The sequence below is a fragment of the Azonexus hydrophilus genome (genome assembly GCF_038368255.1).
GTDB classification, from domain to species: Bacteria; Pseudomonadota; Gammaproteobacteria; order Burkholderiales; family Rhodocyclaceae; genus Azonexus; species Azonexus hydrophilus.
Map to the genome: position 1 here is coordinate 282,680 of NZ_CP151407.1, position 12,514 is coordinate 295,193.

General features: G+C 57.2%; 17 protein-coding genes and 1 pseudogene. 9 read left to right on the forward strand and 9 right to left on the reverse strand.

Features of this window, described 5'->3' with window-relative positions; genetic code table 11:
- Window positions 1-262 precede the first annotated feature (262 nt).
- The 9 genes and pseudogenes from AADV58_RS18160 to tnpA all read right to left on the reverse strand — a co-directional run bounded on the left by AADV58_RS18160 (window position 263) and on the right by tnpA (window position 7,672).
- Entirely contained in the window at window positions 263-1,477 is a 1,215-nt protein-coding gene (locus tag AADV58_RS18160; protein ID WP_341744673.1) for a hypothetical protein, read from the reverse strand.
- A 14-nt stretch (window positions 1,478-1,491) separates the two neighbouring features.
- On the reverse strand, window positions 1,492-2,073 hold the full coding sequence (locus tag AADV58_RS18165) for a hypothetical protein (RefSeq protein ID WP_341744674.1): 582 nt from the start codon (window positions 2,071-2,073) through the stop codon (window positions 1,492-1,494).
- Window positions 2,074-2,097: 24 nt separating this feature from the next.
- The gene (locus tag AADV58_RS18170; RefSeq protein ID WP_341744675.1) at window positions 2,098-2,418 is read right to left on the reverse strand and encodes a hypothetical protein; all 321 of its coding nucleotides are present in this window, start codon (window positions 2,416-2,418) and stop codon (window positions 2,098-2,100) included.
- A gap of 4 nt (window positions 2,419-2,422) precedes the next feature.
- Entirely contained in the window at window positions 2,423-2,698 is a 276-nt protein-coding gene (locus AADV58_RS18175; RefSeq protein ID WP_341744676.1) for a hypothetical protein, read from the reverse strand.
- 2 nt (window positions 2,699-2,700) lie between these two features.
- Complete coding sequence (locus AADV58_RS18180) at window positions 2,701-3,516, reverse strand: retropepsin-like aspartic protease (RefSeq protein ID WP_341744677.1); 816 nt, start codon at window positions 3,514-3,516, stop codon at window positions 2,701-2,703.
- Between the two features lie 49 nt (window positions 3,517-3,565).
- Window positions 3,566-3,784, reverse strand: a complete 219-nt coding sequence (locus AADV58_RS18185; protein ID WP_341744678.1) for a hypothetical protein — start codon at window positions 3,782-3,784, stop codon at window positions 3,566-3,568.
- A gap of 806 nt (window positions 3,785-4,590) precedes the next feature.
- Window positions 4,591-6,570, reverse strand: a pseudogene (gene ligA / locus AADV58_RS18190) (NAD-dependent DNA ligase LigA); the annotation flags it as partial.
- 39 nt (window positions 6,571-6,609) lie between these two features.
- Entirely contained in the window at window positions 6,610-7,071 is a 462-nt protein-coding gene (locus AADV58_RS18195; protein WP_341744679.1) for an SET domain-containing protein, read from the reverse strand.
- A 235-nt stretch (window positions 7,072-7,306) separates the two neighbouring features.
- Window positions 7,307-7,672: an IS200/IS605 family transposase gene (gene tnpA / locus AADV58_RS18200; protein ID WP_341744680.1), complete on the reverse strand. Its 366-nt coding sequence runs from the start codon at window positions 7,670-7,672 to the stop codon at window positions 7,307-7,309.
- Window positions 7,673-7,828: 156 nt separating this feature from the next.
- On the opposite strand from tnpA, the gene AADV58_RS18205 reads away from it, so the two are divergent.
- The 9 genes from AADV58_RS18205 to AADV58_RS18245 all read left to right on the forward strand — a co-directional run bounded on the left by AADV58_RS18205 (window position 7,829) and on the right by AADV58_RS18245 (window position 12,239).
- Window positions 7,829-8,020, forward strand: a complete 192-nt coding sequence (locus tag AADV58_RS18205; RefSeq protein WP_341744681.1) for a hypothetical protein — start codon at window positions 7,829-7,831, stop codon at window positions 8,018-8,020.
- Between the two features lie 131 nt (window positions 8,021-8,151).
- Window positions 8,152-8,400 (forward strand): hypothetical protein, encoded by a 249-nt coding sequence (locus tag AADV58_RS18210; protein WP_341744682.1) that lies wholly within the window; start codon window positions 8,152-8,154, stop codon window positions 8,398-8,400.
- A gap of 11 nt (window positions 8,401-8,411) precedes the next feature.
- Complete coding sequence (locus AADV58_RS18215; protein ID WP_341744683.1) at window positions 8,412-8,621, forward strand: hypothetical protein; 210 nt, start codon at window positions 8,412-8,414, stop codon at window positions 8,619-8,621.
- 125 nt (window positions 8,622-8,746) lie between these two features.
- Window positions 8,747-8,947 carry a hypothetical protein gene (locus AADV58_RS18220; protein ID WP_341744684.1) on the forward strand — a complete coding sequence of 67 codons (201 nt, stop codon included), beginning with the start codon at window positions 8,747-8,749 and terminating at the stop codon, window positions 8,945-8,947.
- 340 nt (window positions 8,948-9,287) lie between these two features.
- The gene (locus AADV58_RS18225; protein ID WP_341744685.1) at window positions 9,288-9,941 is read left to right on the forward strand and encodes a site-specific integrase; all 654 of its coding nucleotides are present in this window, start codon (window positions 9,288-9,290) and stop codon (window positions 9,939-9,941) included.
- Window positions 9,941-10,159 carry a TrfB-related DNA-binding protein gene (locus AADV58_RS18230; RefSeq protein ID WP_341744686.1) on the forward strand — a complete coding sequence of 73 codons (219 nt, stop codon included), beginning with the start codon at window positions 9,941-9,943 and terminating at the stop codon, window positions 10,157-10,159. The genes AADV58_RS18225 and AADV58_RS18230 overlap by 1 nt, the downstream gene beginning before the upstream one ends.
- Window positions 10,160-11,044: 885 nt before the next feature.
- Entirely contained in the window at window positions 11,045-11,314 is a 270-nt protein-coding gene (locus tag AADV58_RS18235) for a hypothetical protein (protein WP_341744687.1), read from the forward strand.
- Window positions 11,315-11,586: 272 nt separating this feature from the next.
- Entirely contained in the window at window positions 11,587-11,748 is a 162-nt protein-coding gene (locus AADV58_RS18240; RefSeq protein ID WP_341744688.1) for a hypothetical protein, read from the forward strand.
- 230 nt (window positions 11,749-11,978) lie between these two features.
- Window positions 11,979-12,239 carry a hypothetical protein gene (locus tag AADV58_RS18245; RefSeq protein ID WP_341744689.1) on the forward strand — a complete coding sequence of 87 codons (261 nt, stop codon included), beginning with the start codon at window positions 11,979-11,981 and terminating at the stop codon, window positions 12,237-12,239.
- The last annotated feature ends 275 nt before the right edge of the window (window positions 12,240-12,514 follow it).

Sequence of the window (12,514 nt, forward strand, 5' to 3'; positions counted from 1 at the left end):
AGCTGTGACGGGGTAAAGATTCCCACGCCGGAAGCACCGCGTCAAGCACTTTTTGATGCCATCGTACTTAATGGCGGTTTCGTCGGAACAGGAAGTCGGAAGCGTTGTAACGCCAAAGGCAAACCGTCGAGGGGCGACGGTCGGAGCGCCGACGCCATGTGCCCCGCGCCGGTCGGCGGCGCGGCCCTGCGGGTTCGGCACAGCATGGCGCGGTGAAACGGTGGCGCGCAGAATTCCGACTATAGTCTGCAAGGGAAAGGCGCTAAATGCGCTCTATGGCGCGGAGCCCTTTCAGGGAGTAATAGGCTTCATCCACCTGGTCGAGGTCCACGCCGATCTGCCAGCCGTCTTCGCCGTTGGCATAGTAGGTCTGAGTTCCGCATGCGTCTTCTTTGTTGAAAAGGCGACCACGGAAGAAAGTAAGCGCGACCGTGGGCCGTCCCTCACGCTCGAAGACCGCGTAAGTCGGGATGCTCGCCAGATCGTTCGCCTGGACGGCTGGTTCCTCCGGATCGCCAGCGACGAACGTGCGGCGGTTCGACTTCCACACATACACGCGGAAGCATGCCGCCGGCCGCATCGCCTCCGGTGCATGACTGTTCCACCAGTCGCATAGCATCTTGATGGCGGGGATGGCTTCGTAGTCGGTACCCGTGCCGCCATCATCCGGGGAGAGCAGCGCGAGTGCTTGATCGAGTACGTCATAGTCGCCGGGGATCGTCTGCTTTGCCTTCGCCACTTCAAGTTCGCCGCGAGAACGTCGCTTGGCCGCTGACACGCGGGTACCGTGGAAATCGGCCACGCTGGAAAGCTCCATTGGATAGGCGTGGGGCTTGGCTGGATTGTTCCATAGGCCCCACAGCCATTCCATCTGCCGGTAGACCAGCACATGCTTCTGACCTGCGTCCGACTCCGGTGTCAATGCAATGGCCGCATCGATGGAGTCCGCCGCGATATTGCAGTCCTTGTACCAGCCCATGAACTGCTCGTCCGGTGCAAGGGCCGTCAATTCCTCGATCATGTCTTCGACTTCGTGTGGTTCTGCATAGGCATTTGCGATTCGAGCATTGACGTTACCGCAATGCGCGTCACGCATCAGCACCCCGGTTACTTTGCCGTCCGCAGCTTCAAGCAATACCAACGAGGGAAAGTTGTTGAATGATTCCTTTGCCGTAATGCCCCATGGAATCGGCCAGCCGCCGCGCAGGTAGTCATGGAATTGCACTGCAAGATTCTTGTCCTTGTACGGCGTTTCATCAATCGTCGCCTCCAGGAGAGTCACGACATCATTGGGCGTACTGCCATACCCGGCACGTTCCCAGACCGCCGGCGCATAGGCGAAATGCACTGTTGCGTCTGAGTCACCGACGCCGCCAGGCTCGACGGCAAGGAAGCGGAACAGGCGTTCTTTCGGTTCGGTCTGAAACTGGCTGGCGAAGATGCTGTCCCGCAATTCGATGCATTCACTTTGGTTCATTCATTCTCTCCTTGTTATTCCTTGAGGTCGGCAGCAGTGATATTCCGCCACGTCCCGTCCATGATCTTGGCCCAATCGCTAGGATCGAAGCCGCCCAAGCGAAGGCTCCACCGTGGATCGCCCCACGCCGGTAGTCCTGGCCCCGTGAAAATCCACGTACCGGTTTGAAGTTGAAGACCGAGCGCATTGAAGTGTTCGATAGTGCGATCCTGATTGAATTTGCGCCCGGTATGGATCAGCGGGAAATCGTCGGGAAGATCGGCGATGGCTGCACGCAATTCGCCAACCGTCCGCACATACGCTCTCCGACAGTACCTATCGAATGCAATATCGTCGGCTGACTTTTCAGGCTCAACGCCGAAGAAGCGTTGAATGTCGTCGTGGAACGAGAACGTGCAGAATTCGACGTGTTCAGGCAACCCCAGATGCTGGCTCGGCTGCACGTTGAAGGGTTTCAGTGCCGCGAACGGATGCGCCGCCAGTACATCGTCCACCGCAACGCCTTCCACCTTGACCGTCACGAGATTCGGCAAGTCTTGCCCGCCGACGTCGTGATCGGCGTCAGTGTCATGGATGTCGATAAGCGTCAGCCGCATTTTGCTCCTTTCGTTCCCTGCCCTTCAAAGCTTCGTAACCTGTTTGGGATCGGTCCCGCCGTGCCGTATGGCCAGCCACACTTGCAGCCGCGTAGCACAGTCGTGCGCGTCAGCCCCGGCAAGGTCGACGCCAAACGGCTTGATGATGGCGAACACACCGGGCGCTACATCAAAGACCTGACCGATTTTCGGCGACTTGCCTATCGCCTCCCGCAGCATCGCCAACAGCCGTTGCCGATCCCACGGGCGTGGCGGATTGGGACGATACGGCAGCGTGCGCAAATGATCGAGCGCCGCATCGATGTCGGGCTCGGAAATCACCACGGGAAGGGCGGTGCGGAACATGCGTTCAGTGTTTCCGCGGCGCGGCTTCGATTTCCTCGGCAGTCACGAAGGCGGTACGGGTGGTGCCTTCGACTGGGATCGTGAGCTTGCCCTTATTCGGCCCGCTCTTGGCCGCGCGGAATTCAGCACCTATGACTTTCATCACGGTCCATTCCTCGGGCTTGTTGCCGAGCCAGCCGGCCTGGTACAGGCGGAAGTTCTCGGGCACCGCACCCATCTTGGCGAGCGCGATCTTGCCGTAAGGCTGTTCCGCGAAAAGGTCTCGGGTCATATCGGTCATCGTCAGTTCTCCCATGATGCGTTATAGGCACCTGGGCGCGATTGCAGATTACCGCCCAAGCGTTGCGTCAATTCAATCATCATTCCACGAGCGCCGCCAGTCTCGTTGCGCGTGAAAACGACAGGCGCATTCAATTCATCTACCGCAGTACCCGGCCCGAATAGCTCCGCGCCGTACCAAGTCGAACCACAGGCGACCTTGCCCCGGTACTGGCCGAGCGGCACTGTTGTTTCGGTCACTTCGCCGCTACGGACAAAAACCGCCAGCACCGGAGCGCCGCTTTGCCAGTCCTCAAGGCGGAACATGCAATGCTTGCCGTCGCGGTTGCCGAGCAGCTTGAGGGGCGCGTAGGCCGTGCCGGGCGGCTCTTGGCGCAGCCGTTCCACCGTGCCCGTAGGAGGTAACGCTTGAGAGGGCATGGAGGCTGACGCGGGCACCTGGGCGGCCGTTGCCGCATCGGTGGCCGCGATCCTCACCACGTCGCCACTCCATGTCATCGTGAAGCGCCGCAGTGCATCCATGCCGAGCAGCGCATCCCGAGCGTTCGGCATGATCGTGACGGCAATGTTCGTCAGGCGGAACGGGCCGAAGGTCACTTCGGCGGCGATGCCGGCGCAGGCTGAAATGATGCCGTTCGCCGTCGAGGACTGCCCTTGCTGTTCGCAGCGGATGCCCGCCTGTTGCGCCAGGGCGGCAGGCAGGGACACATGCGATGCGCCGGTATCCACCATGAACGACACCGGCACGCCGTTGACCGCGCCAGGTGTGACGTAGCCATTCGAGGATTCGGGGGTTTGCTGATAAGCCTCATGTGCCATTTCTAGTGCGTTCCTAGAAACGGCATCGTATATGCACGCGTGCATATCGTCAAGCTATCAGTTTGAGGCGCTTGAGCTTGGCTGTGAGGTTGGTTACGGCCCAGTCCGGGCATTCCCTGGCGCTGGGCAAAGCGGAATCGGCAAGCCAGGACTGGACGGCTCGCCAGCTACAGGGGCGCTTGGTTTCTTCCGCGATGTACTGCGCGGCCTCGGCACGGGTGATGTTCGCCCGCTTGAGCAAGGCCGCCAGCTTGTCTCGATTGTTCACTACTCGTCCACGATGCACTGCACGGGTGCATAGCTTAACATCGGCGAGGCAACGAGGAAACCGCGAAGGGGTGTGGCGAGGTTGTGACGCGCCCCGACTGAAACAGCCTGATTTAGCCTGATTCAGACGGGGTTTGCCACTGGCAAGCGATTGCAAGTTATTGATTTCACGTAGCGCCAAAATTCCATTTAATCGATTGACGTTTAGCATTGCATACTCGCTGGCTGATTCAACGCCAATTTGACGGCTTGCCGTTAAAACAGACTCCCCTGCCCGCTTGCGTCTTGCCCGGCGGCTGGTTGCGTCTTGCCCTGCAGCGTAATGCCGAGCGCCCGGAGCATGTCATCAAACCCCATCTTGCTCAGTTCGTCGCTCTTGGTTCTAGCCAGGTGCCGCCCGCTGACCTTCGTGGCATCGAGGTCCACGCCCGCTTGCTTCGCCAGATGGAGGCGATCCGCGTTGCAGCCGGTGACGAGGTAGTAATTCCCGACCGCAAACGACCAGAAATCCGGTTCGAATTCCACAGGCCTGAAGTGGTAGGCGATCCCGGTCGGCGTCGCCACCAGGGCTTCCGGCAACTCGCCCACGGAAACGATGCAAACAATCTCTGTTTTCCCGCCCCCAATGGGCAGGCCTGCCTTGGTCATGGCATCGATGATTGTGCCGGCGTCCTTGATTTCGATCCTGGAATCCCAAGTTGGCCGAGGACTCGCCTCGATCTTGGACATGACTTCTTCTGCCTCGATCTTGGAATGATCGATTTTGTCTTCCTTGGGCGTTTCAGCGTCCATTGCCAGTAGCCATGCTTCATCATGGACCGGAATACCCAGTTCGATTGCAGCGGCCAACTTACCCCCGGCTTCCGCCCCGGCAACAACCGCGAAGGTACGCTTTGACACCGACCCTGCCGCCTTACCCCCCAGGCTCTCAATAATCGCCTTGGCTTCATCGCGGGAGAGCGACGGCAGTGTTCCTGTCAGCACTACTGTTTTGCCCGTCAGCGGCCCTTCTGACACCTTGGCGACGGCAGCCGGCTGAACGATGGCGGCCAACTTCCGGCACTCCTGACCGAAATGCGGGTCGGCAAAGGCAGCAATCACGGATGCTGCGGTGGCCGGGCCAACATCGCGCAGCGCGACGAGATCTGCTTCTGTTGCGGCAAGCAGCGCATCGAACGTGCCGAATTGCTGCGCAAGCAGCTTGGCCGTCGAGCTACCGACTTCCTCAATACCCAAGGCGGCGAGGAATTGGCTCAGACCCCTGCCCTTGCTGCCAGCAATCGCCGTGATCAGATTTTGCGCAGAGCGCAGCCCCATCCCCTCCAGTTGGGCGACTTGATCGACCGTGAGCGCGTAGAGGTCCGAGATGGTGCTGATCAACCCCGCTTCAATGAGTTGTTCGACCCGCGACTCGCCCAGGCCGTCGATGTCCATGCAGCCCCGCGACCCGTAATGGGTAATCCGGTACAGCTTTTGATCCGGGCAGGAAACCCCACCCGTGCAGATGTGCGAGGACTTGACCTTGATCACCTGTGCGCCGCAGCTTGGGCACAGGTGAGGCATCTCCCATTCCGGCAGGCCTTCGCTGGGGCGATTTTCCTTGATGCTGCCCGCGATTTCCGGGATGACATCACCCGCCCGGCGAACGATCACCGTGTCACCGACCCGAATATCCTTGAGGCGAACCTGATCCTGATTGTGAAGGGTGACATTCGTCACGGTGACGCCCCCGACAAAGATCGGGCGCAGTCTCGCGACCGGGGTCAGGACGCCGGTACGGCCCACCTGAACGTCAATTGCTTCAACCGTGGTGGCTTGTTCTTCTGCCGGGAATTTGTAGGCGATAGCCCACTTGGGAAGTCGCGAGGTGAACCCGAGGGTGTCTTGGTCAGCCTGATCGAGCACCTTGAAGACGACGCCATCGATATCGTAAGGCAGTGAAGCCCGAAGTGCCGCCATCCGCTCAAAGCCTGCCTGAATGCCAGAGGCACCTTGGACAACACTGGTTTCGTCGCAGATGTCGAAGCCTTGGCTCTTGAGCCACGCCAGCGTGCCTTCCTGGCTGCTCGGGCCATCCTCCATCAACAGGGAATACGCCTTGAATGTCAGGCCGCGTTTCGCGGTCACTTTCGGATCAAGACTGCGAAGACTGCCGGCTGCAGCATTGCGCGTATTGACGAGCTTTTTTTCTCCGCTTGCCTCGCGTTCGGCATTGATCTTTTCGAACTGAGCCTTGGTCATCAAGACCTCGCCGCGCACCTTGCACGACACCTTGTCCCGCAGGGCCAGCGGGACGTTGCGGATCGTCCGCACCTGGGTGGTGACATCCTCGCCAACCATACCGTCGCCGCGAGTACCCGCCTGTACCAACAGCCCGTTTTCATAGACCAGACTGCATGACGCCCCATCGAACTTTGCTTCAAGGGTGTAGCGTACGTCTTCCGGGTCTTTGCCGAGAGCGGCGGCAGTGCGCAGCGCGAAGCCATTGGCTTCTTCGGCATTCAGCGCGTTATCGAGCGAGAGCATCGGCGTGCCGTGATCCATCGGCAAAAACGCCTTGACCGGGGCGCCGCCAACTCGCCGCGTCGGCGAGTCGAGACGGGCAATCGCAGGATTGTCCGCTTCGATAGCCTGCACTTCCCGGAACAATTGGTCATAGACCGCATCCGGCACGCTTGGCGCATCGTGGATGTAGTAGGCATCTGACCAGCGGCAAAGCTGGTCAACCTTGAGATTGTAGGCGGCAATATCCGGCTGCATTTGGGCGGTGGGCTGTTTGTTGGACATATCCCAGTATCCCAAATGCCGCGCCGGATTCAACTGGTTTTACCGGGAAACTGCCTCGACGTTCATCCAGTCGCCTTGGGCTTCCTGGTAAGAAGCCGGCGTCGGTTCGGCCCGGTAATCGCGGGTCAGTTCTTCCCCTGCCTTGATGTCCCGAATACTATGGAAATACACATGCTGCCCGTGAATCGAGATGGCGCAGTTGGGATCTGCCGAGTGGTTGATGAAGGCAAATTGGGTTTTCAAGCCGCGCACCTGAACGTGCTGAGTGCTCAGTACCGTTCGATCCGCTTGCCGCTCCTGATCCCCATCGAACAAGGCAATATAGTCACGCCACAGCATAACCTGGCCATCGAGGCGCCCGATGATCCAGCCACGGCGAATTTCCTCAGTGGCAAAGACGCCATTCCCATGAATCTGACTGGGCCGAACTTCGCTCCATGACAAGTTATTGATGATGTTCATTGGCATAGCGCCATGCGTTGAGAGGTCGATGTGACTCATGTGACAAACCGTTAAAAATGACCCAGCAACGATAGCGCGGCGACCCATATCCGGTCGCCTTCCAAAACCCTCAATTTCCTGCATGTAAACGTTCTTTCCGGCACTTTTTCGGAAGGGTTTCTTGTGACCAGTTGCGCGACAAGCCCCGTCCAAGCGATTTGGTTGCGTAGCAACCTCTAGGCAAAGCCGCCGAGTTTGGGCGGGGAAGGATAGCGCGGACGGCCTCGCCGTTGCCTTAATGCGGGGTTTGCTGTTGTTCGATGTATTGGCGAATGATGCTGATCGGAGCGCCGCCACACGAGGAAGCGAAATAGGATGGCGACCACAGCACCCCTTTCCAGTACCGGTCTCGAATATCGGGCCGCTCCTTTCGCAGCAGCCGGCTGGAGACGCCTTTCAAGCTGTTCACCAACGCCGACACGGCAAGTTTTGGCGGATACTCCACCAGGAGGCGCACATGGTCGTCTTCGCCGTCCATTTCGATCAGTTGCGCCTCGAAGTCGGCGCAGACTTTGCCGAAGATGGTGCGTAGCCGCTGAATGGCATCGCCGTCGAATACTTTGCGGCGATATTTCGCCACAAAGACCAAGTGGACGTGCATCTTAAGGGTATCCGGAAATTTTTGTGGGTTTTGGGTCTGACGGCCTCCGGCCCACAACTTTATTCTCCAAAACATGCTGACGAAAACAAGCTTCATCGAAAACCTGGTTTTTGAAATCGGCCGTCAAATTTAACAACTATCATTAAGGTATCTAAAATGAAAAATCAAACTTTTGTTCTTGAGCTAACAAAGACAATCGTTATTGAGGTCGAGGCCGAAAACGAAACGGCGGCTAACAAGCTGGCTGAAAATAATGATTATGAAGATGATGGTGCATGGGACAGGGCTGAACCAAAGATTTCTGTTCTTGATGTTCGAGGACCTAAGAACTCAAAATGTCGTCCATAGGAAAACCCAACGGAATTCTAGTCCTTCAAGACATCCTGTACGTCCGTACAGTGGTTAAACATTCGCCCCGATGGGATCACCTCCCATCCGGGAAAGGTGTCTCGAAGGGGCTTCTTTTTTGGAGAGGCAACATGAGTGATACGCAAGAAGTTTGGACAAAGGAAGACTCGGCTGCTGCTGTTGAGCAAGGCTGGGACGTTTTCGACGCGAGCGTTGACGGCAAAATTGTGCCAGTCATCGAGCGGTGCGATGAAGCTGGGGTGTTTGCCGATGACTACGAAGCGTTGGAGTTCGTGCAGAAGCAAGCTACGGAAGGCTCTCTGTTGGCCGCCAAGGCGTTGCGCCTCGACCACGAACTCAACGCCGGCTCGGCTTCATAAGGAGTCAAGACATGAGCTTTGATCTTGAAGCTTACAAGATTCAGTGCTCTGCGATTGCAAATGCTTTCAAGGATTTGACGAACGCTAACAGCACCGATGCCCAATACGAGGAAGTTCTGGCTTCAAACGCCATGGTTCCACCTCAAGCTGTAGCCAAGATTGAAAAGGAAGTCATCGTGAAAGGCAGCAAGTTCCGCCCGATTGATGCCTACCAGTTCTAGTTGGCAAACTGAGCAGACAAGATATGCCGGGGTAACTCGGTATCTGTAAATCAATCACCCAAAGGGGAGTTCAATCGCTCCCTTCGGGGCGAACTCGCTTCTTGGGCATCATTCAAGGAGGAAATTTGAACAAAGAGCAAATCAAGCACTGGGCTGATGTGCTCAAGGAGGTAGCCACCGGGCAGTTTCTGTTCTTCGGCGGCAAGAACTTGTACCTATACTCGAAGTCGAACGACTTTGATTGGGTCATCCTGGGTTTGTCTGGCGTGCTTTACCTGACGCTGCATGGCATAATCCATTTCATCTTGTCTGCTTTGGAGGACTGAAATGCCTGCTGACTATGTAATCCTTGCAGTCGTGGCGGTGCTTTCGATTGGTGGTGGGTTGTTCTTGCTGCATCAAGCGAGGAACTATCGCCGTACCCATTCAGGCCCTGGCACGCATCTGCCGAAAATGACTCACTAAGGCTGAGTCGCTCGTAACTCCCGAACCCGCCCTGACCTCTGGTCTTGGCGGGTTTTTCTTTGCCAGGAAATCGGATGTCTTGAGTTCTGCGGTTTCCTGCCACTCATCAGGCGGCTAAGGCTCATATCAGGTTTTGGCTTGAATTCGCATCTTGAAAACTTTATGATGTATTGAAGCCGCTATATACAAGGATTCAATACATTGGCAAAGCCTCCGGTTGTTGAACCAAAGGACATCGAGCACGCGGTCAAAGTGGCTCGCGTATCCGGAGCTCACGGACTACGGAACGCGGCGCTGCTGTATTGCCTTTTCGCTACTGCTCTTACACCTGGCGAGATGGGCCGCCTAGTTGTTCACGACTACTGCGCCGCCGATGGCAAGACGCGGCGCAAGTGCCTTGTTCGCCAGGAAATCAGCTACAACGGCTATGCTCGGCCGCTCTACTGGGCGAACGCGAAGCTGGCCGGCGCGATTGATGCCTATCTGGCGTGGCGTCTTGAGCACAAGGTCGGACTGGGGACGCCTGACCGTTACCGAGGTCTCGACCCTCACAGCCCGCTATTCGTGAACGGACGAACTGGCGGAGCGTTCACTGCCACCACATACACCAAGGACGGGGTGCGGCGCGAAAGCGCGATGGTTCTCTCTGCTCTGTTTAAGAAGCTGCTCAAACAAGCGGGCGTTGAGGGTTCAGCCCTATCCGGGCGGCGCACATTCGCCGTACTACTTGGTCGACAAGGCAAAGACCCTGCTGTTGTGCGCGAAATGATGGGGCTGCGCAATATTTCGGATGCAAAAGCAATCATGGCCCATGACCCTGTGAGAATGGCCGATATCGTGGCGAGGGTATTTTGATGGCAGACCTCAACGCCAAGCAGTTCGAGACGCTGGCCCTACTACTGCGTTCCGCCGGGCCAACCAAGGAAGCTGCTCGACTCGTCCTGGTCGAAGGGAAAACCGTCACGGAGGCGGTGGCCGCAACTGGGGCGCTTCAGCCGAATGTGAGCCGGTCTGTAGCTCGGTTCCGCGAAAAGCATCGACTGATTGCTGAAGGATATGACTTGACAATATAGCCGCCAGAGGGTATATTTGAATCAAAGATTACATCGGCCTTGGGCCGGAAAGGAATGCAGATGGCAAATAAGGAATCGGTAGGCAAGCCAGCCCAAAAGCAAGCGGCGGATTGCCCTAAATGTGGTGCTACCCTGGAGTGGGTGGGGATGGAACGCCGGTTGATTACCCGAGGCAAGAACAAGGGGCAGTCAGTGGTGCGCCAGTTCTATGCTTGCTCCGCTAATTGCGACGGCAACTGAATCACCGGAAAGGGCGCATGTATGAGTATCGTATTTGAATCGGAAGATGCGCGACTGCGCTATGACCTAACTTCTGCGGCGATAGCAATGAAGGAGGCCGCCTCTCGCTTGCCCGATGGATTTCCCATGCTTTACAAGCAGCTTATGGTGGCTGCGGGTCGAGCAGAAGCGGCTGCTTCGCAATCCTTGGTTGGATGCAGCAATGGGGGTTAGGGCTGGCCAAGGTTTTGGAGCGAAGAAACCAAAGCGCGGCGTATGTCCTTCGTGCGCGAAAAAAGGCGTAAAAGGCTGGCGTGCAAACGGTGGCACCGGGATGATGATTCGAGAATGCCAATATTGCTTCTGGAATGAGTGCGTCACTCCGCAAGAATACGAACAACGACTGAAAAAATCTTAACGGAAAGGATGGGGCTTATGAGAAAGCCAAAGGCTGATGGCAAGCCAATTCGCCAAGGATGTTCTGTCCGGCTGATTTCCAAGCCGGATGGTTGTGCGTCACGCGATTACCCGCTAACGGTTGGCAACACCTATTCGGTTCTCGGCTTTGACGGCAGTAACGTGATAACGACAACTGATGAGCCTGGGCGTACCGCGGGGTATTGGCGCGGGCGAGTTGAGCGCATTACTTGACCGGAAAGGAAACGTATGTTGCATACAACCGAAGACCTGAAGGATTTACAGGCGAAAGCACTTGCTGGCGACACCCGCGCTGCCGCTCAATTCAGGGTGGAAAAGTGGAATTCGTCCACCGCAGTAGGCACGGAGGTGTTCTACGAGAAATCCCAGGTCGAAGGCAAGTGTCGCCTCAAAACTGTCAGTAACGCCTATGTTCTGGGAGACGACCAGCCTGTGGTGGACTTGGTTGGTGTCGGCATGGTCCTGCTCGACAAAATCGAGCCTGCATTCGCTTCGTAAACGAATTGCCGGAAAGGATTCTGAACATGCTAACAATGACCGTCGCGGCAGCTCAAGCTGGTTTGGCGCGGAAGTACAACCAGTTTTCTGACCAAGGACATGCTCTTGCGGGGCGCTGCTGCGCGAACTGTGTTCGGAAGCATTTTGGAGGGCCGATGACCTGCAACGATGGCTGGCCGTGTGGTGATCAGCAATGGCAGGATCGCGGCGCTCGCTGCATCAACTGGACGGATCGCGGCAACGCGCCTGTCTGACTGGAAAGGAACTGAGCCATGAAGCCCTATAGCCCCAAGACGAACAAGGGTCGCACTGTTGGCGGCCATGATGTGCATCACAAAACCGCTGACCAACCCAAAATCGCTGCGAATGCAGCGGCCAAGGCCCTGCGTAAAGCTGCTCGCCAAGACGGCAAGCAACAAGCTCGCGGTCAGTAGTCGGAAAGGAATCCGAAGATGGTTTTTATTGCATACCTGAGTCATAGCCCGGAAGACACAGCCATTGGCCTCGGCGCTACTGATGAAGAAGCGATAGCCGCATTGATTGCCGCCTATCCTGCCGCGCAAAGGAAAGCTATCGAGGTAACAACCTGTGAGATTGGTCGGGGGGTGTCGTCTTTGGAGAATGCCCCGTTGATTTGTCGCACCAGTCGATAACCGGAAAGGGCTTGACCATGGATGACCAGACACTAATTCAGCGGGCTGTGCCGGCCGGATGGCAGGTTGAGCCGTATTTCCGCCCGGGGCTTTGGATTCTGTCTCCTGGTTCCCATCAGGGCTTTGTCACTATCGACATGAAGAAACGCTGTTTTGGTTTGGGCATCTGCCAGCCGCGGCAAGGCAGCGATGCGCCGGTTTTTGCAGGCCGCAACTGGAAGGTTGAGTTGGTAGTGTCGGCCGTTGCTGCGCATCAAGCGGCAATGGCTTGATCTCGGAAAGGATTGATGATGGCTGGAAAGTATAACGGCATGAAGTACGCCAGAGACTGGGTAGGGAAAAGCGTAGTGCTGGCAAGAGACATCTGTACTGGCGCAGCAAAACACCCTGCCGGCCTCCGTGGGGTGATCGTATCGCAAAGCTCAAGGGGGCTCGATTTCGAGCGCGAGCCGTGTCCATGCTGCGGGGTGCAGCCAAGAATTACACGGCTCGGCTACTACGACGTGAACTTGGCGCCTAACATTGCTGGGTGTGGCAATAATCCTCC

What these genes read in the sequence shown, in the direction of transcription:
- AADV58_RS18160 (WP_341744673.1), bottom strand. Translation starts at nt 1,477, where the DNA reads ATGAACCAAAGTGAATGCATCGAATTGCGGGACAGCATCTTCGCCAGC.
- AADV58_RS18165 (WP_341744674.1), bottom strand. Translation starts at nt 2,073, where the DNA reads ATGCGGCTGACGCTTATCGACATCCATGACACTGACGCCGATCACGAC.
- AADV58_RS18170 (WP_341744675.1), bottom strand. Translation starts at nt 2,418, where the DNA reads ATGTTCCGCACCGCCCTTCCCGTGGTGATTTCCGAGCCCGACATCGAT.
- AADV58_RS18175 (WP_341744676.1), bottom strand. Translation starts at nt 2,698, where the DNA reads ATGACCGATATGACCCGAGACCTTTTCGCGGAACAGCCTTACGGCAAG.
- AADV58_RS18180 (WP_341744677.1), bottom strand. Translation starts at nt 3,516, where the DNA reads ATGGCACATGAGGCTTATCAGCAAACCCCCGAATCCTCGAATGGCTAC.
- AADV58_RS18195 (WP_341744679.1), bottom strand. Translation starts at nt 7,071, where the DNA reads ATGAGTCACATCGACCTCTCAACGCATGGCGCTATGCCAATGAACATC.
- tnpA (WP_341744680.1), bottom strand. Translation starts at nt 7,672, where the DNA reads ATGCACGTCCACTTGGTCTTTGTGGCGAAATATCGCCGCAAAGTATTC.
- AADV58_RS18205 (WP_341744681.1), top strand. Translation starts at nt 7,829, where the DNA reads ATGAAAAATCAAACTTTTGTTCTTGAGCTAACAAAGACAATCGTTATT.
- AADV58_RS18210 (WP_341744682.1), top strand. Translation starts at nt 8,152, where the DNA reads ATGAGTGATACGCAAGAAGTTTGGACAAAGGAAGACTCGGCTGCTGCT.
- AADV58_RS18215 (WP_341744683.1), top strand. Translation starts at nt 8,412, where the DNA reads ATGAGCTTTGATCTTGAAGCTTACAAGATTCAGTGCTCTGCGATTGCA.
- AADV58_RS18230 (WP_341744686.1), top strand. Translation starts at nt 9,941, where the DNA reads ATGGCAGACCTCAACGCCAAGCAGTTCGAGACGCTGGCCCTACTACTG.
- AADV58_RS18235 (WP_341744687.1), top strand. Translation starts at nt 11,045, where the DNA reads ATGTTGCATACAACCGAAGACCTGAAGGATTTACAGGCGAAAGCACTT.
- AADV58_RS18240 (WP_341744688.1), top strand. Translation starts at nt 11,587, where the DNA reads ATGAAGCCCTATAGCCCCAAGACGAACAAGGGTCGCACTGTTGGCGGC.